Source organism: Micromonospora sp. NPDC049645 (assembly GCF_040675155.1).
GTDB lineage: Bacteria > Actinomycetota > Actinomycetes > Mycobacteriales > Micromonosporaceae > Micromonospora.
Genome location: NZ_JBFAOI010000001.1, coordinates 409,229 through 435,373, shown reverse-complemented (window position 1 = coordinate 435,373; position 26,145 = coordinate 409,229). Strand labels below are relative to the sequence as shown.

24 protein-coding genes and 1 tRNA gene are annotated in these 26,145 nt (G+C 69.7%); 18 read left to right on the top strand and 7 right to left on the bottom strand.

The genetic code is table 11. The features are described from left to right. Positions 1 to 16 precede the first annotated feature (16 nt). Together AB0J33_RS02125 and AB0J33_RS02120 are read left to right on the top strand one after the other, a co-directional pair. Positions 17 to 766: a ZIP family zinc transporter gene (locus tag AB0J33_RS02125; protein WP_363608915.1), complete on the top strand. Its 750-nt coding sequence runs from the start codon at positions 17 to 19 to the stop codon at positions 764 to 766. A gap of 111 nt (positions 767 to 877) precedes the next feature. Further along, positions 878 to 2,077, top strand: a complete 1,200-nt coding sequence (locus AB0J33_RS02120) for a hypothetical protein (protein WP_363610176.1) — start codon at positions 878 to 880, stop codon at positions 2,075 to 2,077. 111 nt (positions 2,078 to 2,188) lie between these two features. On the opposite strand, the gene AB0J33_RS02115 is transcribed toward AB0J33_RS02120, so the two are convergent. Further along, entirely contained in the window at positions 2,189 to 3,271 is a 1,083-nt protein-coding gene (locus AB0J33_RS02115) for an NAD-dependent epimerase/dehydratase family protein (protein ID WP_363610174.1), read from the bottom strand. Between the two features lie 279 nt (positions 3,272 to 3,550). Here AB0J33_RS02115 and AB0J33_RS02110 point away from each other — a divergent pair, with 279 nt between their 5' ends. From AB0J33_RS02110 to AB0J33_RS02090, 5 genes are all read left to right on the top strand, one after another. Further along, positions 3,551 to 5,134: a hypothetical protein gene (locus tag AB0J33_RS02110; protein ID WP_363608913.1), complete on the top strand. Its 1,584-nt coding sequence runs from the start codon at positions 3,551 to 3,553 to the stop codon at positions 5,132 to 5,134. Positions 5,135 to 5,253: 119 nt separating this feature from the next. Continuing rightward, complete coding sequence (locus AB0J33_RS02105; protein ID WP_363608911.1) at positions 5,254 to 6,885, top strand: hypothetical protein; 1,632 nt, start codon at positions 5,254 to 5,256, stop codon at positions 6,883 to 6,885. 143 nt (positions 6,886 to 7,028) lie between these two features. Beyond that, positions 7,029 to 7,100, top strand: a tRNA-Lys gene (locus AB0J33_RS02100). Positions 7,101 to 7,654: 554 nt separating this feature from the next. Next, positions 7,655 to 7,975 carry a metalloregulator ArsR/SmtB family transcription factor gene (locus AB0J33_RS02095; protein WP_363608909.1) on the top strand — a complete coding sequence of 107 codons (321 nt, stop codon included), beginning with the start codon at positions 7,655 to 7,657 and terminating at the stop codon, positions 7,973 to 7,975. Positions 7,976 to 7,992: 17 nt separating this feature from the next. Then, positions 7,993 to 8,454 carry an SRPBCC family protein gene (locus AB0J33_RS02090; RefSeq protein WP_363608907.1) on the top strand — a complete coding sequence of 154 codons (462 nt, stop codon included), beginning with the start codon at positions 7,993 to 7,995 and terminating at the stop codon, positions 8,452 to 8,454. A 338-nt stretch (positions 8,455 to 8,792) separates the two neighbouring features. On the opposite strand, the gene AB0J33_RS02085 is transcribed toward AB0J33_RS02090, so the two are convergent. Beyond that, positions 8,793 to 9,686, bottom strand: coding sequence for a helix-turn-helix transcriptional regulator (locus tag AB0J33_RS02085; protein ID WP_363608905.1), 894 nt, complete (start codon positions 9,684 to 9,686; stop codon positions 8,793 to 8,795). Positions 9,687 to 9,924: 238 nt separating this feature from the next. On the opposite strand from AB0J33_RS02085, the gene AB0J33_RS02080 reads away from it, so the two are divergent. From AB0J33_RS02080 to AB0J33_RS02045, 8 genes are all read left to right on the top strand, one after another. Further along, positions 9,925 to 10,662: an SDR family oxidoreductase gene (locus tag AB0J33_RS02080; RefSeq protein ID WP_363608903.1), complete on the top strand. Its 738-nt coding sequence runs from the start codon at positions 9,925 to 9,927 to the stop codon at positions 10,660 to 10,662. Between the two features lie 23 nt (positions 10,663 to 10,685). Then, positions 10,686 to 10,988, top strand: a complete 303-nt coding sequence (locus tag AB0J33_RS02075) for a hypothetical protein (protein WP_363608901.1) — start codon at positions 10,686 to 10,688, stop codon at positions 10,986 to 10,988. Positions 10,989 to 11,221: 233 nt separating this feature from the next. Continuing rightward, positions 11,222 to 11,992: an IclR family transcriptional regulator gene (locus AB0J33_RS02070; RefSeq protein ID WP_363608899.1), complete on the top strand. Its 771-nt coding sequence runs from the start codon at positions 11,222 to 11,224 to the stop codon at positions 11,990 to 11,992. A gap of 312 nt (positions 11,993 to 12,304) precedes the next feature. Then, positions 12,305 to 13,741 carry an extracellular solute-binding protein gene (locus tag AB0J33_RS02065; protein ID WP_363608897.1) on the top strand — a complete coding sequence of 479 codons (1,437 nt, stop codon included), beginning with the start codon at positions 12,305 to 12,307 and terminating at the stop codon, positions 13,739 to 13,741. A gap of 125 nt (positions 13,742 to 13,866) precedes the next feature. Further along, positions 13,867 to 15,774: an ABC transporter permease subunit gene (locus AB0J33_RS02060; RefSeq protein WP_363608895.1), complete on the top strand. Its 1,908-nt coding sequence runs from the start codon at positions 13,867 to 13,869 to the stop codon at positions 15,772 to 15,774. A 175-nt stretch (positions 15,775 to 15,949) separates the two neighbouring features. Continuing rightward, complete coding sequence (locus AB0J33_RS02055) at positions 15,950 to 16,180, top strand: hypothetical protein (RefSeq protein ID WP_363608893.1); 231 nt, start codon at positions 15,950 to 15,952, stop codon at positions 16,178 to 16,180. A gap of 229 nt (positions 16,181 to 16,409) precedes the next feature. Further along, positions 16,410 to 16,940, top strand: a complete 531-nt coding sequence (locus AB0J33_RS02050) for an RNA polymerase sigma factor (protein WP_363608891.1) — start codon at positions 16,410 to 16,412, stop codon at positions 16,938 to 16,940. Beyond that, complete coding sequence (locus AB0J33_RS02045; RefSeq protein WP_363608889.1) at positions 16,930 to 17,094, top strand: hypothetical protein; 165 nt, start codon at positions 16,930 to 16,932, stop codon at positions 17,092 to 17,094. The genes AB0J33_RS02050 and AB0J33_RS02045 overlap by 11 nt, the downstream gene beginning before the upstream one ends. Positions 17,095 to 17,164: 70 nt before the next feature. On the opposite strand, the gene AB0J33_RS02040 is transcribed toward AB0J33_RS02045, so the two are convergent. From AB0J33_RS02040 to AB0J33_RS02030, 3 genes are all read right to left on the bottom strand, one after another. Then, on the bottom strand, positions 17,165 to 18,061 hold the full coding sequence (locus AB0J33_RS02040) for a helix-turn-helix domain-containing GNAT family N-acetyltransferase (protein WP_363608887.1): 897 nt from the start codon (positions 18,059 to 18,061) through the stop codon (positions 17,165 to 17,167). Between the two features lie 27 nt (positions 18,062 to 18,088). Then, a complete protein-coding gene (locus tag AB0J33_RS02035) occupies positions 18,089 to 19,249 on the bottom strand; it encodes a low temperature requirement protein A (protein WP_363608885.1) in 1,161 nt (386 codons plus the stop codon). Between the two features lie 71 nt (positions 19,250 to 19,320). Beyond that, positions 19,321 to 20,109: an SAM-dependent methyltransferase gene (locus AB0J33_RS02030; RefSeq protein ID WP_363608883.1), complete on the bottom strand. Its 789-nt coding sequence runs from the start codon at positions 20,107 to 20,109 to the stop codon at positions 19,321 to 19,323. A 145-nt stretch (positions 20,110 to 20,254) separates the two neighbouring features. Between AB0J33_RS02030 and AB0J33_RS02025 the strand changes: the two genes are divergently transcribed. Next, a complete protein-coding gene (locus AB0J33_RS02025; protein WP_363608881.1) occupies positions 20,255 to 20,719 on the top strand; it encodes a hypothetical protein in 465 nt (154 codons plus the stop codon). Between the two features lie 15 nt (positions 20,720 to 20,734). Here the strand turns inward: AB0J33_RS02025 and AB0J33_RS02020 are convergent, their stop codons facing one another. Continuing rightward, positions 20,735 to 23,134 (bottom strand): glycosyl hydrolase family 65 protein, encoded by a 2,400-nt coding sequence (locus tag AB0J33_RS02020; protein WP_363608879.1) that lies wholly within the window; start codon positions 23,132 to 23,134, stop codon positions 20,735 to 20,737. A gap of 170 nt (positions 23,135 to 23,304) precedes the next feature. On the opposite strand from AB0J33_RS02020, the gene AB0J33_RS02015 reads away from it, so the two are divergent. Then, positions 23,305 to 23,934: a phosphatase PAP2 family protein gene (locus tag AB0J33_RS02015; protein WP_363608877.1), complete on the top strand. Its 630-nt coding sequence runs from the start codon at positions 23,305 to 23,307 to the stop codon at positions 23,932 to 23,934. 165 nt (positions 23,935 to 24,099) lie between these two features. Here AB0J33_RS02015 and AB0J33_RS02010 read toward each other — a convergent pair whose 3' ends face one another. Continuing rightward, the gene (locus AB0J33_RS02010; protein ID WP_363610172.1) at positions 24,100 to 24,771 is read right to left on the bottom strand and encodes an A24 family peptidase; all 672 of its coding nucleotides are present in this window, start codon (positions 24,769 to 24,771) and stop codon (positions 24,100 to 24,102) included. A 785-nt stretch (positions 24,772 to 25,556) separates the two neighbouring features. On the opposite strand from AB0J33_RS02010, the gene AB0J33_RS02005 reads away from it, so the two are divergent. Further along, positions 25,557 to 26,123 carry a hypothetical protein gene (locus AB0J33_RS02005; RefSeq protein WP_363608875.1) on the top strand — a complete coding sequence of 189 codons (567 nt, stop codon included), beginning with the start codon at positions 25,557 to 25,559 and terminating at the stop codon, positions 26,121 to 26,123. Positions 26,124 to 26,145: the final 22 nt, after the last annotated feature.

Sequence of the window (26,145 nt, the reverse complement as noted above, 5' to 3'; positions counted from 1 at the left end):
GGGTAGGGTCCCGCGAATGCCGGAGTGGTTGCAGGCGGGTGGCTGGGGTCTACTGGCCGGATCAGCTCTGCTGGTCGGTGCGGCGGTCGGCTGGTTTGCGCGGGTGCCGCAGCGCCTCATCGCGTCGATCATGGCCTTCGGGGCGGGGGTGTTGCTCTCCGCCGTATCGTTCGAGTTGATCGCCGAGGCGCACGCGCAGGGCGGGTTGCTGCCCACCGCGCTCGGCGCTGCCGCCGGCGCGGTCGTCTACACGGTGGCCAACGTGGCGCTCGCCCGGCACGGCGCACGGCACCGGAAGCGGTCCGGCGATCAGCAGCCCTCCGAGGGCGACCAGCCCGGCTCTGGGTCGGCGATCGCCGTCGGGGCGCTGCTGGACGGCGTACCGGAATCGGTGGTGATCGGCGCCAGCCTGCTCAGCGGCGGCGCGGTCAGCCTGGTCACGGTGGCGGCGGTGTTCCTCAGCAACGTGCCGGAGGGGCTGTCCAGCGCGGCCGGCATGCGCCAGGCCGGCCGGACCGGACGGTACGTGTTCCTGCTCTGGACCGGGATCGCGCTGGTCAGTGGCGGCGCCGCGCTGGTCGGCAACACGCTGCTGGGCGGCGCGCCGCCGGAGGTGCTGGCCGCCATCACGGCGTTGGCCGCCGGGGCGATCCTCGCCATGATCACCGACACCATGGTTCCGGAGGCGTTCGAGGACGCGCACCTGCTGGTCGGCCTGATCACGGTCGCCGGCTTTTTGACCGCCTTCGCCCTCTCCCACGCCTGACCGCCGGTCCACAACCGCGTGGCCGCTGTCCGGCGTGGCTTAGGGGCGCATTAAGCCGGTCCGGCGGATTCGTCGCGACGCCGTCGTGGCTCCTAGCATCACGGGGTGCGCATGACGTCGCTTGCCGCTCTTCTCGTTCTCGGTGTCGCCACCGCGACCCTGCCCGGCTGCGCGCCCAACGATCCGGCCCCCGCCTTCGAGGCCGGCTCGTCCGCCTCGCCGACGGCGCAGCCGAGCGACGGTCAGGCCGAGGCGCCGGGGGCTCGCGACGGCCTCGGCGGCCCGGGGGCCAGCGCGAGCCCGAAGCCCGCCACCAAGGTGCTCGCGGCCGGCAACCCGAACGGCAGGGCGACCGTGCCGGCCGAGGCACGGGCGGTGGACACCTCGAAGCCGACCCGGACCATCGGCACCGGCACCCCGGCGAGTTGCACCTCCACGGCGGTCGTGAAGGCCGTCGCGGCCGGCGGCGTCATCACGTTCAACTGTGGACCGGCCCCGGTGACCATCAAGATGGCCGCCACCGCGAAGGTCCGCAACGCCAACGGACCCAAGGTCGTGCTGGACGGCGGCGGCACGGTCACGTTGAGCGGCCAGGGGCAGCGCCGCATCCTCTACCTGAACACCTGCGACGAGGCCCAGGGCTACACCACCTCGCACTGCCAGAACCAGGATCACCCGCAGCTCACCGTGCAGAACCTGACCTTCGCCGACGGCAACTCCACCGGCGAACGGGTCGAGGGTGGTGGCGGTGGGGCGATCTTCGTACGCGGTGGGCGGCTGAAGGTGGTCAACTCACGCTTCGTCCGCAACCGCTGCGACCGCACCGGCCCCGACCTGGGTGGCGCGGCCATCCGGGTGCTGAGCCAGTATGAGAACAAGCCGGTGTACGTCGTGGGAAGCACCTTCGGCGGCGCGTCCGGTCAGGGCGGTTCCTGCTCGAACGGGGGCGCGCTGAGCAGCATCGGCGTCTCCTGGGTGGTGCTGAACAGCGTCCTCAGCCACAACGAGGCGATCGGCAGCGGTGCCAACCCGGCGAAGTCCGGCACGCCCGGCGGTGGCAGCGGCGGCGCGATCTACTGCGACGGCAACGAGTTCACCGTACGGATCGCCGGCACGATCATCGAGAACAACAGGGCCAACGAGGGTGGCGGCGCGGTCTTCTTCGTGAGCAACAACCGCACCGGCACCATGCGGATCGAGAACTCGACCCTGCGCCGCAACCCCAGCGGGAAGTTCGAGACCAGTGGCTTCCCCGGCATCTTCTTCCTCGGCGCCCGCAACCCCACGGTGACGGGCTCCAAGCTCTCCTGACTCCGCGCCCCTGCCCCGGCCGGCCCGCGTTCTCCGCGAGTGATCAAGAGGTTTCGGTCACCGAGGCGGCCGTTTCCGACCGAAAGCTCTTGATCACGAGCTGGGGTGGGGTCAGTAGGGGTTTCCTTCGCCTGGGGGGCGGGCGCGCAGGAGGGCGGCGGGGCGGCCGGGCAGGTCCCGCGCGCCGGACATCGGTGGGCTTCCGGTGTGGTCGCCGTCGGCCATCCCGGCGAAGAGCTCCCTGAGCGCCGTCAGTGCACTGATCTTGGGATGCCAGCCCAGCTCGGTCTCCGCCCGCTCGCTGGACATCAGCGGGGCGTTCAGACCCAGCTCCACCCAGCCGGCGTCGACTGGTTGCAGCCGCGCCCGCCAGCTCAGGGCCGCCGCCGCCCGCAGCACCGGCGCGGCGACCGGCACCGTCCAACCATGGAAGTGCCGGGCCACCAGCTCCGGTGTGAGCACCGGGTCCGCGGCGACGTTGAACGCACCGCGCGCATCACCCAACACCGCTCGGGCGTACGCGTCGGCGACGTCGTCGGCGTGCACCGCCTGCATCCGCAACCGCCGGTTCGCCGGCACCAGTGGGATCCGGCCGAAGCGCAGCAGTCGCACCGGCGCCAGCGGGCCGAGGAAGTAGCGCGTGATCTCCGCACCGGCGGCCCGCTGGAAGACCAACCCGGGTCGCATCCGCACCACCCGCAGCGTCGGGTGATCCCGCTCGACCCCGTCCAGCAGCGCCTCCACCTCCGCCTTGTGCTCGCTGTACGACGAACCGGCCACACCGGTGGCCGGCCACCGCTCGCTGATCGGGTGGTCCTTCGGGCCGGGCGCGTAGGTGCCGACCGACGAGGCGTACACCAGGGCCGGCACACCGGCCCGGACCACCGCGTCGAGCACCGCCCGGCTGCCGTCGACGTTGGTCCGCCGCAGCACCCGCTGGTCGTGGCTGGGCTGGATCTGCCAGGCCAGGTGCACCACCGCGTCGGCACCGGCGAACACCTCAACGAGCTGCCCGGTCGCGCCCGGCGCGCCGATGTCGCAGGAGTGCCACTCCACCTGGTCGTACGGCTCACCGGCATCCGGGCCGGGTAACCGTCGCACGACTCCCGCCAGCTCCACGCCCCGCTCCCGGCGCAGCCGCCGCAGCAGCGCCGTACCGACGTTGCCGCTCGCCCCCACCACCACGATCCGCATGCCCGACCCGTACCCGTCCAGCCGCAGCTCAACCACCCTCGCGGCGCGCGGCGCGCTGCTTGATCCACTCGATTTCCTGAAAGTCGCGGCATCCCGCGCCCAGAACACGCCGATTTCCTGAACCCTGAGTCGATCAAGGGGGTGGGCAGCGCCGATTGCCGCGTGGCTCGCCCCGTCTGTTCTGTCCGAGCTTGCCCACCTGGGCCTTCCACAGGCGTCCGCGAGTGATATCAATCCCCCATGTCCCGAACTCTCGCCCGCCGAATTCTTCGCGGGACGTTGACGCTCGCCCTGGCCACCTCAACAACGGTCCTCGGCAGCACGGTGGCACACGCTGCCACCCCACGACTGGCGCTAACCGCGCTCTCCTTCGAACAATCCACAGTCGACGCGACCCAGGGCTCCGCATCCAACCGCCTCACGTTCTCCGTCACGAACACCGAACCAGACGCGCAGAGCCTCGCGGGCACCGTGACGATGCGAATGCGCAGTTCGGTGACTGGCGAACTGCTGGGCCACGACCGCGTGGCACGCTTCGACTACAACTACTACTACGGCGACATGGAGCTCGTGTCGGGCACACCACAGGAGGCGACGTTCGCCTACTACCTGCCGGTGCGGGCGTACTCCGACTCGGCTACGGCGACCTGGGAGGTCACCAAGGTCACCCTTCGCGGCGACGACATTTCGGCAACCGTGGGCGCCGCCAAGCTGAGCACCTTCCCGGGCTACCGCTTCACGGCCAACACGCTCATCGACTCGTCTGCGCCGACGTTCGACTATCTTGAGCTCTACAACGGGCGCGACCCGTACTTCTATGTCAAGGACGACCCGTCCTACTTCGCGCTCAGCTTCACCATCAACGACTACCAGTCCGGTTTCTGGAAGGGATCGATCAAACTGGTCGGCCCTGGTGGTCAGAGCATCAGCGCGCCGATCGACTGGGCGCGCGACGAATACAGCACCGGTTACCGATGCGGCCTGTCGACTAGCGGCGACGCCGACGGCAATTATGTGCCGTGCTCCATCGAGATGAAATTCCCTCCGGGCACGGCGCCGGGGAGCTGGCGGGTCGCCCAGATCGTCCTGATCAACAACGGCGGTGGCCGGGCCACGTACAAGAACCCCGCCGGCCCGTCGATGGTGGTGACGTCCAACTCGACCCTGCAGGCCACCGACTTCGTCGTGTCGCCGAACCCGGTCGACAACTGGCGCGCCGACGTGACCACCGAGCTCTCGATGGCGGTCACCGGTGCCAGCCGCGGCATCTCCCAGCTCGACGTCGCCTTCGAGGATCAGTGCTCAACGACCGGGCAGCCCTACACCAAGGCCGACGGCAGGCTCGCCGTCAAGGTGTACGTGTCCAGCCGCGCACGCGGCTGCGACGTGACGAAGCTGTCCATCCGGGACGGTGCCGGCAACCTCGCGCTCTATGGTTCCAACGTCTCCGCACCGGATCCGCAAATCACGATCGACCAGGTGCCGAGCACCGAGGCGCCGACCGCGCTCAGCGCGGTGCTCAACCCGGCGTCCATCACGTTGAGCCAGCTGCCCAACCAGAGCATCAGGCTCACGGTGCAGGCCGAGGTGAAGGTCGCTCCCATCACCAGCATGCCCGTCTACGTCTACGACGCTGACGGCGACGTCGTCTTCCAGGCCTCCGGATACGGCGGCCAGGCGCCCGACGGCTCGCTCACGTACGACATCTCACTCGGCTACTGGAATCTGGAAGCCGGCCAGTACACGGTTGGTTTCATGCTGTCCGACGCCTCCGGCCTCCGCAGCTACTGGAACATGCCGGACGTCTCGAGCAGCCTGACGCTGCCGGGCGGTCCGGTGGTCCTCACGATCACCGAGGGCTGAAGCAGGAGTAGGGCGGGGCGGGCCACCGGTTTCGGCGTGGCTCGCCCCGCCTGTTCCGCTCTGTCCGAGCTTGCCCACCCGGGCCATCCGGAAACGCCCACCGGTGATATCAATCCCCCATGTCCCGAACTCTCGCCCGCGGATTTTTCCGCGGGACGTTGACACTCGCCCTGGCCGCCTCAACGACGGTCCTCGGCGGCACGGTGGCACACGCCGCCACCCCACGACTGGCGCTATCCGCGCTCTCCTTCGCACAAACCACTGTCGACGCCACGCCGACGGTCACCGCCACCAATCGACTCACGTTCACCGTCACCAACACCGATGCTGAGGCCGAGACGGTCCGAGGTGCGGTGACACTCCGAATGCGCAGCACGGTGACCGGGCAGTTGGTCGGCCACGAGCGCACCGCGAACTACCTCTTCGGCTCGACCTGGGAGGACGCCGACTTCGTCTCCGGCACGCCCCAACAGTCGACCTACGCCTATGACTTCCGGGTGCCGCGTTTCTCCGACTCGGCGACCACGACCTGGGAGGTCACCAGAGTCACGATCGTGGCCCGCGACCGGGAGGCGACCGTCTCCAGGGAAACGCTGCAGGCGCTTCCCGGCTCCCACTTCGCCGCACAGACCCTGGTAGACGCGTCCGGTCCCACGGTCGACACGATCAGGTTGGCCACCAGCGAGCCCTTCCTCTATGTCAGCGACAAGCCGGTCTCCTACCCGTACGAGTTCACGGTTCAGGACTACGGCTCCGGTTTCTGGAAGGGCACGCTCAAGGTCGCCGGCCCAGGCAGCCAGAGCGTGACGACACCGTTCACCTGGGAGCGGCAGTCCAACGGCTGGGGGGCCATCGTCTGCGGCGACTCCGACGCCAGCGGTGGCGAGGAGGCCAACTACGTGGCGTGCACCGTCCCCGTGACGCTTCCGGCCGGTGCCAGTCCCGGCAACTGGCGGCTCGCGCAACTCGTGTTGTTCAACAACGCCGGTGTCCGGACGACCTACCAGAATCCGACGACCCCGTCGGTCACCGTGACGTCCAACTCGACGGTGCAGGCGAGCGAATTCGCTGTCTCCCCCGCCGAGGTCAACAACTGGCGCGAGGATGCGATCGTCGAGCTCTCCGTGGCGGTCACCGGGGCAACTCGCGGCGTCGCGTCCCTCCGGTTTTGGTTCGAGGCCGGCTGCGGCCAGTCGGCCCCGCCGGTCGTCAAGCCCGACGGTCACTTCGCCCTCCAGGTGCGGGTCAGCACCGGCACCGAGGCATGCTCGCTGACTGGTGTCGCGGTCGTCGACGGTTCCGGCAAGGCCGCGCTGTACGGTTCGATGTTCGGCGCCCCCGACCCGCGGATCAGAATCACCCGCGTGGCGAGCACCGAACCCCCCACGGCCCTGGGCGCGACTCTCAGCCCGACGTCATCGCCGGCCAGTGAGCTGAGCAACCTACCGCCTGTCGAGCTCACCGTCTCCGCCGCGCTGAAGGTCGCACCGGCCCGCATCGCCGCCGTCTATGTCTACGACGTAGACGGCAACGTCGTCTATCAGTCGTGGGGCAGCGGAGAGCAGGCCGAGGACGGCACCGTCACCGACCAGCTCTACCTGGGCTGGTACGGGCTCACGGTCGGCGAGTACACGATCGGCTTCACCCTGACCGACGCGGCCGAGCGCACCACCAGCTACGGCGTGCTCGGTGACCCGACGAGCGAGCCGGTGCCCGGCGGGCCCCTGATCTTCACCGTCACCGAAGGTTGATCAGCAGTGTGCGCCCCCACCAGTCGACGAGACGGTGGGGGCGCACACGCCCACACGTCGTCGCGGGCGTAGATCGACGTCGCTCCTCCAAGCCGGGGGCGGACGTCAGCCAGGGCTCGAACGGTCGGGTAACCTGAGCGCGCGGGCCGCTAGCTCAATGGCAGAGCTGTGGACTTTTAATCCATAGGTTCAGGGTTCGAGTCCCTGGCGGCCCACTCTCAACCCTTCTGAGCTGCGGAAACGCCCAGCGAAGATCATCGGGCACAGGTTGGCGTGCCGTAGCGCCTTCTGCACCTCCTGGGCTCGACGCCGTTGCTCATCAGGGTGGGTGGCGTAGAAGTGGCACCGGGAGTGGAAGGTGCCCCTCCTTCGGCCAGCCGGCCGACTCGCGCCAGTCCGCTCACAACTCCGACCGGTAGGTGTCGGTCAGTAGCTTCCCTCGTGCCGAGGTGAACAGGACGGCCACCGGACGAGTCAGCCGCTCCCCGTGGTGCTGTCGGAAAGGCCGGACTCGACCGGGCCGACCTCGCTGAGGTGTGTGGTCAGTTCCTCGGGGCCGGCAGCGCCTCCGGCGGGTCGCTCGGGCGCTCTGGTGCCATCCCGACAACCTCCGTCCGGGCTCAGCCGAGCAGATGGGGCCTGCCCGTCCAATCCACAAAAGGTGTCGGACGAAGGCCGACGGGGTGGCCGGACGCGGCAACAGGCGGGATCGGCGCTCCGTTCAGTGATTCGCCTTGACGACCGTATCGGTAAGTCGTAGCTTTCGTTCGTGGTGACTTACGGAGTGCATCCGGGCTGGGAGGCGTTGGGCGATCCCAGCAGGCTCGCCATCGTCCAGCGCCTAGCCGAGCGGCCTCGTGCCGTGGGAGAGCTGGCGGATGAGCTGCCCATCAGTCGACCAGCCGTGTCGCAGCACCTCAAGGTGCTCAAGAGCGCAGGCCTGGTCGTTGACCAGGCGATGGGAACCCGCCGCGTCTACCGGCTCAGCCCGGTCGGGCTGGCCGCTCTCCGGGACCAGCTCGACACCTTCTGGCGCCGGGCGCTGGCCGGCTATCAAGACATCGTTGAAGAGACTGAGGAGAGTCCATGACGCAAGCAGCTACGGCGGTGGTCCGCCGACAGATCGTCGTCAACGCGCCAATCGCACAGGCCTTCACCGTGTTCACCGAGCGGTTCGGCGACTTCAAGCCACGCGAGCACAACCTGCTCCAGGTTCCGATCGTCGCGACCGTAGTCGAGCCCAGAGTCGGCGGGTACATCTACGACCGAGGTACCGACGGCAGCGAATGTCGGTGGGCGCGCATCCTCGCGTTCGAGCCGCCGACCCGGGTCGTCTTTAGCTGGGACATCGGACCGACCTGGCAAGTCGAAACTGACCCGGCCCTCACCAGCGAGGTCGAAGTCCTATTCGTTGCCGAGACTCCAGACCAGACCCGAATCGAGCTGGAGCACCGACACCTTGACCGGCACGGCCCTGGCTGGGAGTCGGTCCGAGACGGGGTCGACAGCGACACTGGGTGGCTCCTCTACCTCAGCCGCTACCTGTCCCTCTTCGGCGGCGACAACTAGCGGCGCGAACAGGCCACCGCAGCAGTGCGGCAGAGAGATGCAGCAACCACGGGAGGCGGGCCGAGCCGGTATGGATGTGGCTCGGCCCGCCGACCACGTACCTGGCCCAGCAGCAATCTCGCCGGCAGCTCATGCCGAGGAGATCGAGTCGGTGAAGATCGTGCGCTGCAAAGCAACGTGAGACTTCGCCCAGGCCGATCCGCCCGATTGGACAGGGTTGATGCCCTACGAGACAGGTGCAGGGTCGAGTCCCTGGCAGCTCACTCGAACCGACGAAAGCCCTGCCACGAGTCCCGCCGCCAGGGCTTTGTGATCATTCCGCCCCCCACCGTGGCCCGTCATGACTCCTGACTGCCGGCCGGGTGGTCGGAGGCACCCTCGGGTGGCTGACTGTCGGCCGGCGGCTGGCCCGCGATCACCCGATCCGCTGCCGCCAGGGCGGCCAGAGCCCCGGCGCTGTGGCTGCCCGGTTCCGGCGTACCGACCAGCAGTTGCTGACCCGGAGCGTCGCGGACGTCGAAGGTCTGGTAGGTCAGGTGGACCCGCCCCGCCTCGGGGTGGTCTATGACCTTGAACATGCGGGTCAGGCCCCGCACGGTCTGGTCCGCCCAGAGGGTGCGGAACGCCGGCGAGTCACGTCGCAGGTCGGCCACCAGCGCCCGGATGTGCGGATCTTCCGGGAAGCGGCCGGCGTTGAGTTGCAGGGCGTGTACGACGTTCTCGGTCAGGGTCGACCAGTCGGGGAAGACGGCGCGGGCCTGCGGATGCTGAAACAGCACCCGGACCATGTTGGTGGGGCCCGTGAACGGGGATAGCAGGGCAGCGGCCACGCTGTTCGTGGCCAGCACCTCGAACGCGGGACTGAGCACGTAGGCGGCGGTGTCGGGGAAGGCGTCCAGCAGCCGCAGCAGCGCCGGGTGCACGGAGTCCCGGGAGTTGTCCGGGCCGAGGCGCGGGTGAAGCCCGGCGAGCCGGAAGAGGTGGCGGCGCGCGTCCGGGTCGAGGCGCAGGGCCCGGCCGATCGCGTCGAGCACCTGTGCCGAGGGGTTGCGCTCCCGGCCCTGTTCGAGGCGGGCGTAGTAGTCGGCGCTCACCCCAGCCAGGACCGCGAGTTCCTCGCGGCGCAGCCCGGGTACCCGGCGGTCGCCGCCCCGGGGCAGTCCGACCTCTTGTGGGTCGACGCGGGCGCGGCTGGCCCGGAGGAATTCCCCGAGCCGGTTTGCATCGGGCACGTCGACCAGCCTAAGACGTCGGGCCGACATCGCCGGCCAAGTGGCAACTTCGCCGCCTCGTCCTCCGCCAGACGCAGTCGAGATCCCACCGGACAGAGGGCCCTGAAACCGGATGAAGGGTACGCGGTGCCGGGGTGTGGCGCACCCCGGAAACCGCACCCTTCCAGGGCCCGCGTACCGGCTGGATGGTTGAGCAGCGGCGCTCGGGCAGCGGGCCCGACGTGCGACAGGAGGATCAGTGGGAAACAGTTCCGGCTCGAAGATCATTCTCATTACCGGTTCGAGTAGCGGTATCGGTGCGGCGACCGCCCGCCGGCTGGTCGCCGACGGCCATCACGTCGTGCTCGGTGCCCGACGCGTCGACCGGCTCGCCGCGCTCGTCAGCGAACTGCGCGCCGCCGGTGGCACCGCCGACCACCAGGACCTCGACGTCACGAGCCGAGACAGCGTGCTCTCCTTCGTCAAGGGTGCCCACGACCGGCACGGTCGCGTCGACGTACTGGTGAACAACGCCGGCGTGATGGCGCTGTCCACCCTCGACACGCTGCGGGTCGACGAGTGGGACCAGATGATCGAGGTAAACCTGCGCGGCACCCTGTACGGCATCGCCGCCGCGTTGCCGCTGATGCGCGCCCAGGGCACCGGGCACATCATCAACGTCGGCTCCACGGCCGCCTACCGCGTCGATCCGACGGCTGCGGTCTACTGCGCCACCAAGTACGCGGTCCGGGCACTCACCGAAGGTTTGCGCCAGGAGAGCCGGGATATCCGGGTGACCCTGGTGAGCCCCGGCTACACCCAGTCGGAACTCACCGAGCGGGGTGGCGACCCCGCGGTGCGGGCTGCCGCCCGCGCGGCGACCGAGGAGCTGGGAATGCCGGCCTCGGCGGTCGCTGACGCGATCGCCCACGCGATCGCCCAGCCGGGCAGCGTCGACGTCAACGAGATCATCATGCGGTCGACCGCACAGGGCTGACCGCCCGTCAGGAGGAGTGCACCATGAGCGAAGCGCTCGAGATGACGACATTCCGGCTCGTCCCGGGCCTCACCGGCGCCGACTTCGTCGACGCCAACGAGGACATCAACGACTATCTGCGGCGCCAGCCCGGCTTCCGGTGGCGGCGGATCACGCAGGACGACGACGGCACCATCACCGACATCGTCGCGTGGGACTCCGCCGCCGACGGCCGGCGAAGCGCCTCGGGGATCATGACCGAGATGGTCGACTCCCCGGTGCACGCCACCATCGACCAGGCCACTGTCGATTTCCGGATCGTCCCGGTGCTACAGCACACCAGCTGACCCCCGGCGGGCCACCCGGTCGGCAGCACCGACCCCGGGCGCTCGACCGTGCGGCGTTGCCGGGTGCAGGGTCCGAACCGAGATCGACATTTGTACGAGCCAGGCAGGTGGATACAGGGCAATGGTCCCGAATCCGTGACCTGGCGCCGGGGGGCGACGTAGCTATCCTCTTCAAGTGCTGGGCCATGTGAAGATCTTTGACACGGGTCCCGCACTGCGAAGGGACTATCGACATGCCCCGTGTGGTTCCGGCGGTCATCCGCGCGCTCGACGTCCTCGAACTGTTCCTGGACTGCCCCCAGCTGTCGGCCCGTCAGGTGATGGAGCGGCTCGACCTGCCCCGCACCACCGTCCACGAACTGCTCGTCACGCTCGAGGCTCGCTCGTACCTGATCTCCGTCCCGGGCCAGCCGGTGCAGTATCGGCTCGGCATGCCGCTGTTCCAGCTCGGCGCCGCGTTCGCGGGCCGGCTTGATCTGGTCCGTGAGGCGCAGTGCGTCGTGCGGGACGTTGCCGCCGCGTGCCACGAGGCGGTCCACGTGGCCGTACTCGACGGCGCCGACGTCATCTACCTCGTCAAGTTCGACAGCACGCACCCCGTCCGGATGGTGTCCGCGGTAGGGCGGCGGCTGCCGGCCCACTGCACGGCGGTCGGCAAGGTGCTGCTGTCGAGCCTCGATGAGGCGGGCCTGGACGCTGTCCTGACGAAGGGCGCCCTGCCGGGTATGACTCCGGAGAGCATCACCGACCCGGACCTGCTACGCGAACATCTGGACCGGGTCCGGGCGGACGACGTCGCGGTCGACGTCGGCGAGTCTGACACTGCCATGCGCTGCGTCGCTGCGGCGATCCGCGACCATTCGGGCGCCACCATCGCCGCGATGAGCCTGTCCGCGCCGATCATTCGCTGGACCCCCCAGGCGCACGTGGAGTGGACCGGGCTGGTTCGCGAGGGCGCGGCCGCGCTGTCCGCGCGGATGGGCTACCGGGCCCAGCGCCGGTAGTCGACTTCCCGCTTTCGGTCGAAACAACATCGAAACATTGACATCTCTCACGATGCTCCTCTAGCGTCGCGACCACTCGATACGGTATCTCGAACTCAGTTCGAAATCTCGAACGGTGGTGGTCCTGTGGCCCGACCGAACTGGAATACCAGCGCCGTTCTCTCGGCCCGGTCGCCGATCACCTCAACGCACTGATCGATGCGGGCGACGCGTCTGCCGTCGCCGTCACAGAAACACACCTGGAGCACGAGGCACGCGGTGTTCATCAAGCACGCCTTCAGCGTGCGGTGGTGCGGGGAACAGAGGAGGCGAATGGCCATGGAGGACCAGTCGGTGTGGTCTCGGCGCGGTTTTCTGGGGATGGGAGTGGGGGTGCTCGGCGCGGCAGGTCTGGCCGCGTGTGGGGGGACCTCCGACTCGCCCACGAAGGTGCAGCCGGAGGTTCCGCAGGAGCTGATCGACGCCGCGGCGTCGATGAAGGGCTCCTCGATGGGAATGCTGTCGCAGAAGCTCTACTCGACGGCGGCGAACGACGCCCTGGACAGCTCGATCAAGAAGTTCGCCAGCAGCACCGGGACGAAGGTCGAAAACAGCCTGGTCCAGGCCGACGCCGGTGACGTGGTGGCCAAGATCGATGCCGAGGTCAAGGGCGGGGTGGCCCGTGACCTGGCGTTCATGACCGACTCGCGGTTCGTCGCGCAGTTCCAGGCGCTGGGTGACCTGGAGGACGTGACGGACGTCGTCCAGGCGTTGACCGCCAAGTACGGCGAACCCTGCGCCGAGGCCAAGAACTTCTGTGTCTTCGACGGCAGGTGGTTCGCGATCCCGTACCACTTCATCGGGATCGGGTCGTTCCTGCGCAAGGACTGGATGCAGGACAAGGGCATCTCCCCCAAGGACATCTACAGCTGGGAGGAGCTGCGGGACCTGTGCCTGGAGATCTCCGACCCGACCAAGCGCCGGTTCGGCTGGGGCATGACGGTGAACCGGTCCGGTGACGGCAACGGCATGATCGAGGCGCTGATCAACGCCTACGGCGGGTCGATCGCCGCCAACGACGGCCGGAAGGTCACCTTCGACTCTCCCGAGACGGTGCAGGCGGTGACCTTCCTCGGCGACATCTACACCAACCCCAAGTACAAGCCGATGCTGCCGCCGGGGATCGCGAGCTGGACCGACACCAGCAACAACGAGAACTGGCTCGCCGGGATCCTCGGTTACACCCGCAACCAGTTCAGCGTCTACGCGGACTCCCGGACCAAGAAGAACCCGGTGCACGCCAACACCCACGTGTTCTCCGACTGCATCGGGCCGGCGACCGACAATCCGCTGCTGCTCGGCCAGTCGCAGGGCTTCGTCGTCTTCAAGGGTGCCAAGAACCCGGCGCTCGCCAAGCTCCTGGCGCAGTACCTGGTCAGCGCGCCCGCGCTGCTCGGAGTAGCGAAGGAGGCACCCGGCCTGGTGATGCCCGCCTGGCAGAAGGTCTGGGACGCCGACCCGTTCTTCACCAGCGGCGACCCGGCGTTCCCCATGCTGCGCAAGATCACCGAACTGAAGCTGCCGCTGAACACGAAGAACGGCCTGGCCTTCCCGCAGAAGGCCAGCGCGGGCCAGCAGGCGGTGGGGTCGGCCTACGTCCTCACCGACATGATGCAGCAGGTAGTGCAGGGAACGGCGCCGGCACAGGCGGTGACGGCCGCCCACGCGAAGATGGTGCAGATCTTCAACCAGCAGGGGCTGCCGCAGTGAGGTCGGTCCGTCCCGCGCGGGTCCCGGCGGCGAGGAGATCCCCGCCGTCGGGCCCTGGCTCCCTCACCGCGGTCCAGCGGCGGCTGGGGCGCGACTGGCGACTAGCGGCCCTGTTCCTGGCGCCGATGGCCCTGTTGGTCGGCGCTCTCGTTCTCGTGCCGATCGCCCGGTCGATCATCACCAGCACCACCGAACGGCACGGGCAGGAGACCGTCTTCGTCGGCCTGGACAACTACCTCGCGCTCGTCGGCGACGACCAGTTCCACACCGGCGTGGTGAACTCGTTCGTCTTCACCGCGTACGCCGAGATTTTCAAGGTCGTGCTGGGGTTGGCCGCAGCCCTGCTGCTGCATCATCGGCGGCGCGGGCGGGCCGTGCTGGCCGGGTTGCTCCTGGTGCCGTGGGTGGTGCCGACGGTGGTGACGGCGTTCAGCTGGCGCGCGCTGCTCGACCCGATCTTCGGCAGCGTCAACACGCTGCTCACCGCCACCGGGATCGGGCCGCTGCTGGCCAGCGCGCATCTGGTGGACAGTTGGCCGGCGGGCTGGCTGTCCGACCCGTCGCTGGCCATGCCGTCGGTGATCCTCGTCAACGTCTGGAAGGGGGTGCCGTTCTTCACCGTGTGTTTCCTCGCCGGGTTGAAGGCCATCCCGGCGGATCTCTACGAGGCGGCGACCATCGACGGCGCCTCGGCGTGGCAGCGGTTCGCAAACGTGACGCTGCCCGGACTGCGCCACGTGATCACCGTGACGGTGACCCTGTCGTCGATCTGGACGTTCAACAACTTCGACCTCGTCTGGTTGCTGACCCAGGGCGGCCCGGGCGACGTGACCGCGCCGTACGTGCTCGTCGCGTACTCGAAGGCGATCCTGCAGTTGCAGTACGGCGCGGGCGCGGCGGTCACCCTCGTCATGCTGCCGATCATCGGCGGGCTGGTGTTCGTCCTGGTCCGGTTGTTGCGCCAGGACACCAGCATCAAACTGCCCCGGAAACGCCGGGGAGCGCGGTGGACCGGGACGCGGCGGTGGGCCGGGACAGCCCGCAAGGCCCTGCCGTGGGTCGTCGCCGCGCTGGTCACCGGTCTGCTGGCCTGGGCGTCGCCGCAGATCTTCTGGAAGGCGGCGGCGGTCCTCGGGGTGATTCTGCTGATCGCGGCGGCGGTCGGCCGGGTGGTCTCGACCCTCCAGTCCCGAGGCGGTCGCCGGTCGTCGTCGGTGGTGTCGGGCCTGGGGTCCTGGGTCGCGCTGGCCGGGTTGCTCTTCTTCGTGCTGGGTCCGCTGTACTGGATCGGCGTCACGGCCTTCAAGTCCGAGGGCCAGGTCGTCATGCGCACCGACGACCTGTGGCCGACGCCGTGGACGCTTGAGCAGTTCAGCGCCCTCTTCGCCAACCAGCCGTTCGGCCGCTGGTATTTCAACACCCTGCTGGTGTCCGCGGCGTCCACCGCGGTGGCGCTGGTCTGCGCCGCCCTGGCGGGTTACGCGCTGGCCCGGCTGCGGTTCCGCGGGGCGCAGGGCTTCACCGTCACGGTGCTGCTGACCTACGTGATGCCGGGGGCGCTGCTGTTCATCCCGCTGTATCAAATGCTCATCGGCGCCCGGCTCACCGACTCGTTGTGGTCGCTCGTGGTGACGTACCCGACCTTCACGCTGCCGTTCGCCACCTGGCTGCTGGTGGGGTACTTCTCGTCGATCCCCGTCGAGTTGGAGGAGGCCGCCCTCGTCGACGGTTGCAGCCGCGTCCAGGCGTTCGGCCGGGTGGTGCTGCCGCTGGCCAAGCCAGGGCTGCTGGCGGTCGCGCTCTTCACCCTCACCAACGCCTGGAACGAGTTCCTCTTCGCCTTCGTGTTCATCACCAAGGACGAGTACAAGACGCTCCCGGTGGGGATGCAGTCGATGATCGCCGGGGACGTCGTGCCGCAGGGACAACTGGCTGCGGCGTCGCTGCTAGTCAGCATCCCGGTGGTGATCATGTACGCCCTCGGGCAGCGCTTCCTGACCGAGGGTCTCACCGCGGGCGCGGTGAAGGGCTGAGGCGCCCGCGTCGGTCACGAACCCATCCGCTCGTACGCCCGTCCGGGCCGCGTTGTCCGAGGCGCCGCACCTCAGCGTGCCGCCGGGCCACAGTCACCCGACCCGATTGCACACGACGTTTCCACCACGCACCTGTATAGCGAGACCTACTCGCTGGTGCTCTGTGGGAGGGCGAATGGCACGGGAAGCAAACATTTCGGCGAGGCAGGCCGCGTCGAGCCGACGTGCGCGGCTTCTGGCGGCCGACGGCGGCGACGAGGTGGGCAAGCTCCTGTTGGTGGCCAACACAGCCCTGGTCGGGGTGCCCTCGGCGTACGCCGTGTCGGGCTCGTTGGCGGTGACCGCAATCGCCGCTCTCCTGGCGGTTGCCCTGGTCGCGGCGTGGCTGATGCCCCGCAGTCGCTGACCGGCCGGAAATTTCCCGCTCCGTCGTTGCACGCCGCGCCGGCACACCGTACTCAACAATCGAGATCAGGCAGTGGCCATTGGCCGTCGTCTCGTACGACGACCGATGGGCGCCGCCTGGCGCACGGTTGGCCCGGACAGACCGGGACCACGCAAAACATGGAGGCAACCATGCAGCACAAACAGCCCAGGCTCCGGAGGGTTCGGAGCGAAAAAAGGAGATTACGAGAATGCTGGAAAAGGTTGCAGCCGAGCTAAGCCGAGAGCAGGTAGCGGAATTTTCCGCCTTCTACAAGGGCGACTACAAACCGTTGGTCCTGCTACTGATCCGGCTCGGGGCCGCCAAGCCCGAGGCCGAGGACGTTGCCCAGGACGCGATGCGGGTGGCGCTGGAGAAGTGGCCGACGGTCCGAACCCCGAAGGCTTTCGTCCGCACCGTCGCTCATCGCACCCTGTATCGGGCGTGGGACGGGACCGAACGCGAACGGGCCGCGTGGCAACGGGTGTCGACGGACACCATCGTGGCGTCCTTCGACGTCAGCGAGGACAGCACGGAGGTTTTACGACTGCTCCAGGCGCTGCCGCCAGCGCAACGCCTGGTGGTCCTCCTTCGCGACGAGGGCTACGAGACAGCCGAGATCACCGAGATCACCGGCCAGAGCCCGAGCACCGTCCGTTCCAATTTGCGGCACGCCCGCCAGAAGCTCATCCAGCTCAAGGAAGCGAGGTCGACCAAAAAGGAGGCAAGCCGTGGATCATGACAAGGACTACGCTCTCGACCAACTCATGAGGAGGGCGTCCGCGTCGGCGCTGAAATCCCTGGATGCCACGGTCGACATCGAGCAGCGCCTACGGGATCTACTTCGCGACGCTGGCATCGACCCGGACCAGGGGCAGGTTCCCGAACGGCTCTGACATCAGCGGCCACTGGTGGCGGGGTTTCGACATCCCGGCCCCGCCACCAGCGGACGGTCCCGGCCCACCCTCACCGCCCGAGCTGCTTCTCGAACCAGTGGTGGGCGTAGTGCTCGGTGTTGTACGCCTCGATCTCCCGGTAACCGGTCGCCCGGTACAGGGCGATCGCCTCGGTGAGGTTGCGGTTGGTGTCCAACCGCACGGCCCGCACACCCCGCTCGGCGGCGTACCGTTCCAGCTCTCCCAGCAGTCGTCGCCCGACGCCGAGCCCGCGTACGGTGTCGGCCACCCAGACGCGTTTGATCTCGGCGGGTGCGTCGCGGGGGAGTTTGACCGCGCCGCAGCCGATCGGTTCGCTGTTGAGGGTGGCGAGCAGCAGCACCCCGGCGGGTGGGACGAGTTCCTCGTCGTTGACCGGGTTGCTCAGTGTGGGGTCGAAGCCGTCGTCGAACAGCCGAGCGACGTCCCGGGCGTACGCGCGCAGGCACGCGCGGGCCCGTGGGTCGCTGGGCGGGCACGGTTCGATGACGATCATCGACCCGATGAGCAGCCGTTCCACCTCGGCCATGGCGGCGACGAGTCGTTCGCGGCGGTGGTCGGTGAGTGGTTCGAGGATCGAGGCGGCGAGGTCGTCGGACCGCTGGTCGAGTTGGGTCCATTCGGTCCGGCCCGCGTCGGTGAGCGTGGCGACGCGTACCCGACCGTCGGCACCGGTCTGGTCGGCCGGTGCCACGGTGACCAGTCCGTCGTTCTCCAGGGTGCGCAGGAGGCGGCTGAGATATCCGGAGTCCAGGCCGAGCCGGGCTCGTAGCGCGGCGACCTCGGCGCCGGCGGGGCCGATCTCCCAGAGCAGGCGGGCCTGCCCGAGGGGGCGGCCCTGGGCCATGTACTCGTCGTCGAGCGCACCCACCCGCTGGGTGACCGTCCGGTTGAACCGCCGCACGGCGGCGATGAGAGCCGAGTCCATATACCTGACTTTAGTCAGGCTTCTTCGCTACGCGCCAGTGCGGCGACGGTAGGAGCCGATCCCGGCGTGGTCCAGGACGACCACCACGAACGCCACTGCGGTGGCGATCGCGCTGACCGCCCACAGCGGCAACCGCAGCACGACCGCCGCACCAGCCAGCACGAACAGGGCGGCGACCCGGGGCCAGGAGAGTCGCCTGTGGATCGCCGCCGAGAAGAGGATCCGTCCGACGAGGAACAGCGTCGGGCCGCTCAGAATGACCAGGACCGCGGTCGTGTCACCGGTCCGCAGGGGTTGGGCGATGCTCAGTTCGGCACCGACGGAGGTGACCACCAGCCCGGCGATCATCACCAGGTGCAGGTATCCGGTGATGACGCCGAACCGGGCCGGATCGGCGTGCTCGATCGCCGGGCCGAGGTGCTGGCCGGCGGGCGTGACATAGAGCAGACCGAGCAGCACGGCGGTGGCGAAGACCAGCAGGAACGCGACAGTCTGGGGGAAGTGCAGGTCGGTGCCGGCGTACGAGAGGCCGGCGACCAGTACGAGTTCGCCGAGAGCGATGATCATGATCTGTTGGTACCGCTCGGCGAAGTGCTCCCCGGCCAGGTGCAGCTCCTCCCGCCTGGTCCGACCCATCCACGGCGTGGGCCAGCCGAGTCGTGGACCGGTGAGGTCGATGGCGAGGGCGAGCAGCCAGAGCGGCACCCGCCACTGCGGTAACAACCCGCCGACGAGCCACGGCACGGCCGAGACGCTGAACCAGCACAGGATCCGCAGCGTCCGGGTCTGCCGCGGATGACCGCGCAGCCCGACGGCGGTGACCACCCCCCGCGCGATGTGCACCGAGACGTACGCGCCGGCGAAGAGCAGGCCCCGCCCGTCCAACGCCTGCGGGATCGCCACCCCGGCCAGCAGGCCGCCCAGCGCGGAACCCACCAGCAGCCACCGCACCGCCGGGCTCTCCGGGTCGTACCAGTCGGCGAACCAGGTGGTGGGCACCCAGATCCACCAGACCCCGGTCAACAGCAGGGCGGTGTGCAGCGCGCCGACCAGGGTGAGGTCGTGCAGCAGGTGGGCGGCCAGCTGACTGAGGGCGAGCACGAACGCCAGATCGAAGAAGAGTTCCAGGAACGAGGCGCTCAGCGGCGAGTCACCGCCCCGCAGCAGCCGTTCGGGTCTGCTCGCCATCGGCGCTCCTCCCGGTGGCACGCCCTGCGTCCGTCGTACCACCCGGGAAGCCCGCCGGAGGCGAAAGCGGGTCAGCGGCGAACGCCGACCCCGGCGTAACCGTGCGAGTTCACGAGTTCCGGCTCGCCGTCCGGCCGCCACCGGGTGGTCTCCACCAAGCCGGGTTCCACCAGGTCGTACCCGGTGAAGAAGCGCAACGTCTCGGCGTGCGTGCGGGGCACCAGTGGCGCGCTGCTGTTGCGGTAGATGGCCTCCCCGCGCTCGGCCAGCTCCGGTGGGATGCCGTCCAGCGTCAGGTGGGACAACACCAGGTGACTGCCGGGCACTGTGGCGTCGCGTAGTCGGGCGACCGCCGCCCACGGGTCGTCGTCGTTCGACACGAAGTGCAGCACCGCGAGGAGCAGCACCGCCACCGGCCGGTCCAGGTCGAGCGTGGCCCGCACGTCCGGGTGCGTCAGCAGGTCGTCAGGCCGGCACAGGTCGCCTTGGACGACCGCCGTGCCGGGCACGTCGGTCAACAACTGCCGGGCGTACGCGACGGCCACCTCGTCGTAGTCCACGTAGACCACCCGCGCGTCCGGGGCCACTGTCCGTACCACCTCGTGCACGGTGCCCTGGGTGGGCAGCCCGGCGCCGATGTCCAGGAACTGGCGTACGCCCTGCGCGGCGGCGTACCGGACGGCTCGGCGCAGGAAGTGCCGGTTGGTCTGGGCGGCGACCCCGGTCTCCGGGAAGATCTCCAACACCCGTTCGGCGGCGGCCCGGTCGGCGGCGAAATTGTGGCTGCCACCCAGAAAGTAGTCGTACATCCGGGCGACGTTGGGTCGGGCGGTAGCTTCGGATATCGGCTGGTCGGTCACGAGGGGTCCCTTCGGCGGCGCGTTCGGATCTCGATGTCTAGCACCCGGGGCGACGACCCGCCGCCCCCTCGTGTCGTTGATCCGGCTGCGCCCATGGTCACCGCTGACGACGGTGGGGGCACCGACTCAACGAGGAGGGACGCCGATGACCGCCCGACGTGAGACCGTGCAGGTCGACCACGACCTGTTCCGGGCCGTGTACGACTCGCCCGCGGCACTGCCCGGCCGACACCGCTGGACCACTCCGGAGTCGGACGTCCGGCGGCTGGAGAAAATACTCGGCATGCCGGCGCGCAGCATCGGCGCCCCGCTCTGGGTCAGCGGCGACGAACCCGACTGCCCGAAGTGCGGCCGGCGGGTCACCTGGTACGACATCGTCTCCTCGGCGCTCTCCGGTCTGCACGACAAGGCCATGATCGCCACGGTCATCCTGGGCGAGCGGAAGTACGTCAACACCGAGATCCCGGATGCCATCGCCGGGGTGCGCTGCTCCGACTGTCACACCGCGATCGACGGTCTGCGCAGCTTCAAGTGCCACAACTGGGCGTACGCCTTCGAGGCGCTGGAGGCCGTCCGCGAGCGGATGGCCGGCGGCCCCGTGCCGACCTGAGAAGGCCGCGACGGTTCAGCCCGCCGAGCGGCGGGTGGGGCGCCGGCCTGGTGGGGAGAGTGGTTCCGGCCCGGGGTCGGGCACCGGCGGCATGGGCCGGGTGACCGGCGCGGCGGCGGTGACCCGTAGCGCCTCGCCGTGGTGCCACAGCTCGACCTCGGCATCCGGCGCGGCGTCGGGCAGCTCGTAGCGGGCCTCGGTCGGGGTCAACGTGACCCGCAGCCGGTGGCCGCGCCAGCGCAGACTGAACGCCAGCCGGTCGATCCGGCGCGGCAGCCGGGGGTCGAAGGAGAGCACCCGGCGGTCGTCGCGCAGCCCGCCGAACCCCTGCACCAGCGCCAACCAGGCACCGGCCAGCGAGGCCAGGTGCAGCCCGTCGGCGGTCTTGTCCCCCAGGTCGGCCAGATCCTGCAGGACCGACTCGGCAAACAGGTCGTACGCCAGATCCAGGTGCCCGACCTCGGCGGCCAGCACGGCCTGCGGGGCCGCCGACAGCGACGAGTCGCGGACCGTCCGGGCCTGGTAGTAGGCGAGGTTGCGGGCCTTCTCGGCGGCGGTGAACTCACCGGGGCAGAGCTGCATGGCGAGCACCAGGTCGGCCTGCTTGACCACCTGCTTGCGGTACAGCTCCAGATACGGGAAGTGCAGCAGCAGCGGGTAGTCGTCGTCGCCGGTGTTGGCGAAGTCCCACTCGGGTTGTTCGGTGAAGCCGGCAGCCTGCTGGTGCACCCCGCGCTCGCGGTCGTAGGGGATGAACATGGCGTCGGCGGCGGCCCGCCAGCCGGCCACCTCGTCGCGGTCCACGCCGAGCCGGCGGGCCAGCTCGGGTTGCCCCTCGGCGGCGTCCGCCGCGCCGCGCAGATTGCGCTTGGCCAGGAGGTTGGTGAAGACGTTGTCGTCGACCAGGGCGGCGTACTCGTCCGGGCCGGTCACGCCGTGCAGGTGGAAGTCACCCTCGTGCGACCAGTGGCCGAAGCCGTGCCAGAGCCGGGCCGTCTGCACCAGCAGGTCCAGCCCCGCCTCCGCGAGGAAGCGCTGGTCGTCGGTGGCCGCCAGGTAGCGCAGCACCGCGTCGGCGATGTCGGCGTTGACGTGCAGCGCGGCGGTGCCCGCCGGCCAGTAACCGGAGCACTCCCGGCCACCGATGGTGCGCCACGGGAAGGTCGCGCCGGTCAACCGCAGCTCGGCGGCCCGCTCCCGAGCCTCCCGCACGTGGGCGTGTCGCCAGCTCAACGCGGAGCGGGCCACCGCCGGGGCCAGGTAGGTGAGCACCGGCAGGACGAAGCTCTCGGTGTCCCAGAGGACGTGCCCGTCGTAGCCGTTGCCGGTCAACCCCTTCGCCGGGATGGTCCGGCCGGAGTCCGGACGACCGGCCTGGATCAGGTGGAACATCGCGAACCGAACGGCTTGCTGAAGCTCCGGATCGCCGTCGAGCTGCACGTCGGCCACCTGCCAGGCCGCGTCCAGAGCGGCGCGCTGGTCGGTGAGCAGGGCGTCGAAGCCGTCCGCGCGGGCCGCGTCCGCCTCGGCGGTGACCAGTGCCGCCAACTCGTCGGCGGGCGCCGCGTCGACCGCCGCCCACTCGTACGCGGCGAACTTGGTCAGCCGCAACCGTTCCCCCCGGTGCAGCCGACCCGTCACGGTCAGCCGTACCCGGTCCGGGGTGCAGTCACCGGTGGTGGTCACCGTGCCCGGCCCGGCCACCAGGTGACTGACCGCGACCGCGACGCGCTGGCCGCTGCGCCCGGTGCGGTGCACCAGCACGCCGTCGAGGCCGGCCGCGCGGTACGTCTCGGCGGTCAGCGGGTCGGTGGGTACCGAGGCGGCCCGTGGGTCGTCCGAACGCTCCGGCACCTTCTCGTTGGCCAGCAGATCCGAGCAGACCCGCAGCTCGACGGCGGTGTCCAACGGCTCGACCTCGTACCGGACGGCGGCCACCGGGCGACGTGGCAGGGACACCAGCCGGGTGCTGCGGACGCGCACTCCCCGCCCGCCCGGTGAGATCCACTCGGTCTCCCGGCGCAGCACGCCGGTGCGCAGGTCGAGCACCCGCTCGTGGCTGCGCAGCGTACCGGTCCGGAGGTCCAGTGGCTCGTCGTCGACCCAGAGCCGGATCAGCGCGGCGTTCGGAGCGCTGATGACGGTGTCGCTGGCCCGGGGGAACGCGTACCCCTCCTCGGGATAGCTCAGCTCACGCCGCTCGTGCAGGCCATTGACGTAACTGCCCGGCATTCCGCACGGGGCGCCCTCGTCGAGCACCCCGCGCCAGCCGATCCACCCGTTGCCCAACGCGAAGATCGACTCGGTCTCGCCGAGCCGGTCCAGGTCGGCTGCGGTTCGCCGGATCCGCCAGGCTTCGTCGTCCGCCGTCGGGGCGGTGGGCGGCGGTTGATCGGTGGCCGAACCGGTGTGCACGAAGCCTCCTGTGGGTGCCGGCGTCCCGGAACAGCCAACCAGAGCCGGCTGTGCGAATCCTGGACGAAGGTCGTGAACACCTCCCGACCTTCGACAGCAGCGGTGCCCAGTGCCGCGTTCGTAGGGTGTCCGCAAGGTGAACAGGGTATGAACGTGAGGTGAGGTGATGCATGGTCGACAACGGCAGCATGGACGTTCCGGAGATCAGCGCCGAGTGGTACCGCGACGTCGTCGACGCCGCCGCCGGCAGCCCAGAGCCGGTGCAGTGGTTCGTCGGGCACGCCACCGAGGGGGTGATCCTGCTGCTCGGAGCGCTGCTGCTGATGGCCGCGTTCAGCCGCCGGACCGGCGGTTCGCACGACCGGGCACTCGCCCTGATCGCGCCGGTGCCGGCTCTCCTGGCGTACGCGGGCAGCGAATGGCTCAAGACCGTGGTGGACGAGGACCGTCCCTGCCGGACGATCGGCCGAGCGATCATCGCGGGCGCCTGCCCACCCCCGGGCGACTGGTCGTTCCCCAGCAACCACTCGACCATCGCCGGGGCGCTGGCCGTCACCACCCTGCTGCTCTCCCGCCGGCTCGGCCTGATCGCACTGCCCCTGGCCGCGCTCGGTGCCTTCTCCCGGGTCTTCGTGGGCGTGCACTACCCGCACGACGTGATCGCGGGTGTGCTGTTCGGTGCCCTGGTCGCCGTGGTGGCGACCCCGTTGCTGGCCCGCCCGACCACCGAACTGCTCCGCCGCCGAGCCGACCGCCCCGACAGCCCGGTACCCAAACTAGCCAGCCGCTCCCGCCCCTAACCCCACCCCCACCCCCGCCCCACCCCCGCCCCGCCGATCTTGCACTTTCGGTTGTCGACTTGAGTGAGATGCCCCTTGTGTCGGGACAGTAAGTGCAAGATCGCGGAGCAGGGGCAGGGCAGGGCGGTGCAGGGGCAGGGCGGAGCAGGGGCGCGGGTTTGGTGGTCAGAGTGCCCAGGGGAGCGCGCCGGCCGTGCCGAGCAGCAGGAACGGGCCGAAGGGGAGATGGGTGGTCCAGGTGGCCCGGCGGGTGACCAGCAGGCCCAGACTCACCAGCGCGGATAGCCCGAAGGCGATCAGCAACCCGAGCAGCAGCACCGGCCAGCCGTACCAGCCGAGCAGCGCTCCTACGCTGAGCGCCAACTTGGCGTCGCCCAGCCCGAAGCCGCGGCGGCCGAGCAGCACCGCGGTGCTGGCGAAGAAGAGCGCCAGCCCGGTGCCGGCGATGACGGCCCGCCGCCAGTGCCCCGGGTCGGCATCGAGCGCGGCCACCCCGAGTAGCAGCCAGGTGCCGGCGGCTGCGGGCAGCGTGAGCCGATCCGGCAACCGGTGCACGGCCAGGTCGACGAAGACCGCCGGGATCGTCCAGCCTAACCACCAGAGCAGCGCCGGTAGCGTCCCGGTCGGCGGACCGGCGAGCACCAGCAGCACCGCCGCCGCGAGCACGGCCCCCTCGACGGTGCCCGGCGGTGGGCCGACCCGGGCACGGCAGCGACCGCACCGGGCCGCCGGGCCCAGCGCCGGCCAGGGCCGGGTCAGGCCGATCGGCGCGCCGCAGGCGTCGCAGCCGGTCCGGTTGGGCAGACCCGGGGGTACGGCGTAGCGCACCGCCGCCATCCGGACCAGCGGGCTGATCGCCAGGAGCGCGAACGCGGTCGAGACCCGGGCGCGCGCCGAGCCGGGTGCGGCCGGCTGTTCGTCCTCCCGCCGGGACGCCACCCGATGGGATTCCTCCGTCGTGCCACCGGACGGTGGGGGTGCCGGGCTCCGATCGGGCGGGTTCTGCCGACCGGGGACGGCCGCCGGGGGGCCGGTCAGCGCCATGTCGCCGCCATTGCGGTCGGCCGCCGCCCTGCCGCGGTGAACACGGATCGTGATTGAGTACCCACAGCGGTGTAGCGGATGGCGCGGAAAGCGACCTGGCGAACCGACCCCACGCCGCCACTTTCGACCACCTCCGGGTCGGGCGGGGCGAGCCGTCGATCGCTCGGCAAGACCGGCCGAATGCCGGGATGAGACCACCATGTCCCACTCCCGCGACCGGCGGCACGACCCTGGCGGGCCCACCCGCGCCGGTCACGCCTCAGCAATAACGACCTTTTACTCGCCCATTGTTCGGGGCGCAGTGTGGACACCCGCCATCACCACCTGTCATCACGCTGAGTATTCACGTCAATTGCCTCTGTTGCATCGGCGAGCGTCAGCCTATGCTCGCCCCTTGGGTGTGACGCAAGCCTCACCTCCAATACCGGACGACACAGGACCCCGTATTAGCAAAAGATCCGTAACGGTGAATGCAGAAGCGCAATGAACGGCTCCGGATGTGCTGATCCGGGCGCGCTTCCGCATGCCTGTCGGCGGTGAACCGTCACCGCCTCGGGCGACCACGAGGAGGCTCGACGGTGCGCGGACGGCAGCTCAGACGAGCGGCAATCTGCCTGCTGGCGGTCGTGGCGGCGGCGCCGGTCACCGCCTGCGCCAACGGGCGGGAGGCGGTCGAACGGCCGGCGACAGCCCGTGACGACGAACAACGGACCGATCCCGACGGGGCACGGCGAGCTGCCGAAAAGGCGGCACTTGACGCGTACTCCGGTTATCTCGCGGCCTCGCGCTCGGCGGGTACGCGCAGTGATCCACGCGCGCCGGAACTATCCCGATTCCTTGGTGATCCACTGCTGACTCGGGTCCGGGTGTCCATTCGCGAGGCTAAGGAGCACGGCGCTATGCGTACCGGGACGTTGAAATCCGACCCGACCGTGACCGCCGTCAGCCTGGACGCGAAGCCGGCCACCGTGGAGATCCAGGACTGCCTGGACACGACCGGCTACCGGCTGGTCTACGCCAAGGACAAGCGCCCGGTCCCGGGCAGTGGCGGCGGCAGACATCTGTCCACCGCCACCGCGACCCGATATCCGGACGGCCGCTGGTTGATCAACTACGGCGCGACGCACCGGGACCAACCGTGTTGAGCCGGGCGGCCACATCGCGACG

Excerpts from the sequence above, each read along its gene's own strand:
- AB0J33_RS02125 (WP_363608915.1), top strand. The coding sequence starts at position 17 with ATGCCGGAGTGGTTGCAGGCGGGTGGCTGGGGTCTACTGGCCGGATCA.
- AB0J33_RS02120 (WP_363610176.1), top strand. The coding sequence starts at position 878 with ATGACGTCGCTTGCCGCTCTTCTCGTTCTCGGTGTCGCCACCGCGACC.
- AB0J33_RS02115 (WP_363610174.1), bottom strand. The coding sequence starts at position 3,271 with ATGCGGATCGTGGTGGTGGGGGCGAGCGGCAACGTCGGTACGGCGCTG.
- AB0J33_RS02105 (WP_363608911.1), top strand. The coding sequence starts at position 5,254 with ATGTCCCGAACTCTCGCCCGCGGATTTTTCCGCGGGACGTTGACACTC.
- AB0J33_RS02075 (WP_363608901.1), top strand. The coding sequence starts at position 10,686 with ATGAGCGAAGCGCTCGAGATGACGACATTCCGGCTCGTCCCGGGCCTC.
- AB0J33_RS02070 (WP_363608899.1), top strand. The coding sequence starts at position 11,222 with ATGCCCCGTGTGGTTCCGGCGGTCATCCGCGCGCTCGACGTCCTCGAA.
- AB0J33_RS02065 (WP_363608897.1), top strand. The coding sequence starts at position 12,305 with ATGGCCATGGAGGACCAGTCGGTGTGGTCTCGGCGCGGTTTTCTGGGG.
- AB0J33_RS02060 (WP_363608895.1), top strand. The coding sequence starts at position 13,867 with ATGGCCCTGTTGGTCGGCGCTCTCGTTCTCGTGCCGATCGCCCGGTCG.
- AB0J33_RS02055 (WP_363608893.1), top strand. The coding sequence starts at position 15,950 with ATGGCACGGGAAGCAAACATTTCGGCGAGGCAGGCCGCGTCGAGCCGA.
- AB0J33_RS02050 (WP_363608891.1), top strand. The coding sequence starts at position 16,410 with ATGCTGGAAAAGGTTGCAGCCGAGCTAAGCCGAGAGCAGGTAGCGGAA.
- AB0J33_RS02040 (WP_363608887.1), bottom strand. The coding sequence starts at position 18,061 with ATGGACTCGGCTCTCATCGCCGCCGTGCGGCGGTTCAACCGGACGGTC.
- AB0J33_RS02035 (WP_363608885.1), bottom strand. The coding sequence starts at position 19,249 with ATGGCGAGCAGACCCGAACGGCTGCTGCGGGGCGGTGACTCGCCGCTG.
- AB0J33_RS02025 (WP_363608881.1), top strand. The coding sequence starts at position 20,255 with ATGACCGCCCGACGTGAGACCGTGCAGGTCGACCACGACCTGTTCCGG.
- AB0J33_RS02015 (WP_363608877.1), top strand. The coding sequence starts at position 23,305 with ATGGTCGACAACGGCAGCATGGACGTTCCGGAGATCAGCGCCGAGTGG.
- AB0J33_RS02010 (WP_363610172.1), bottom strand. The coding sequence starts at position 24,771 with ATGGCGGCGGTGCGCTACGCCGTACCCCCGGGTCTGCCCAACCGGACC.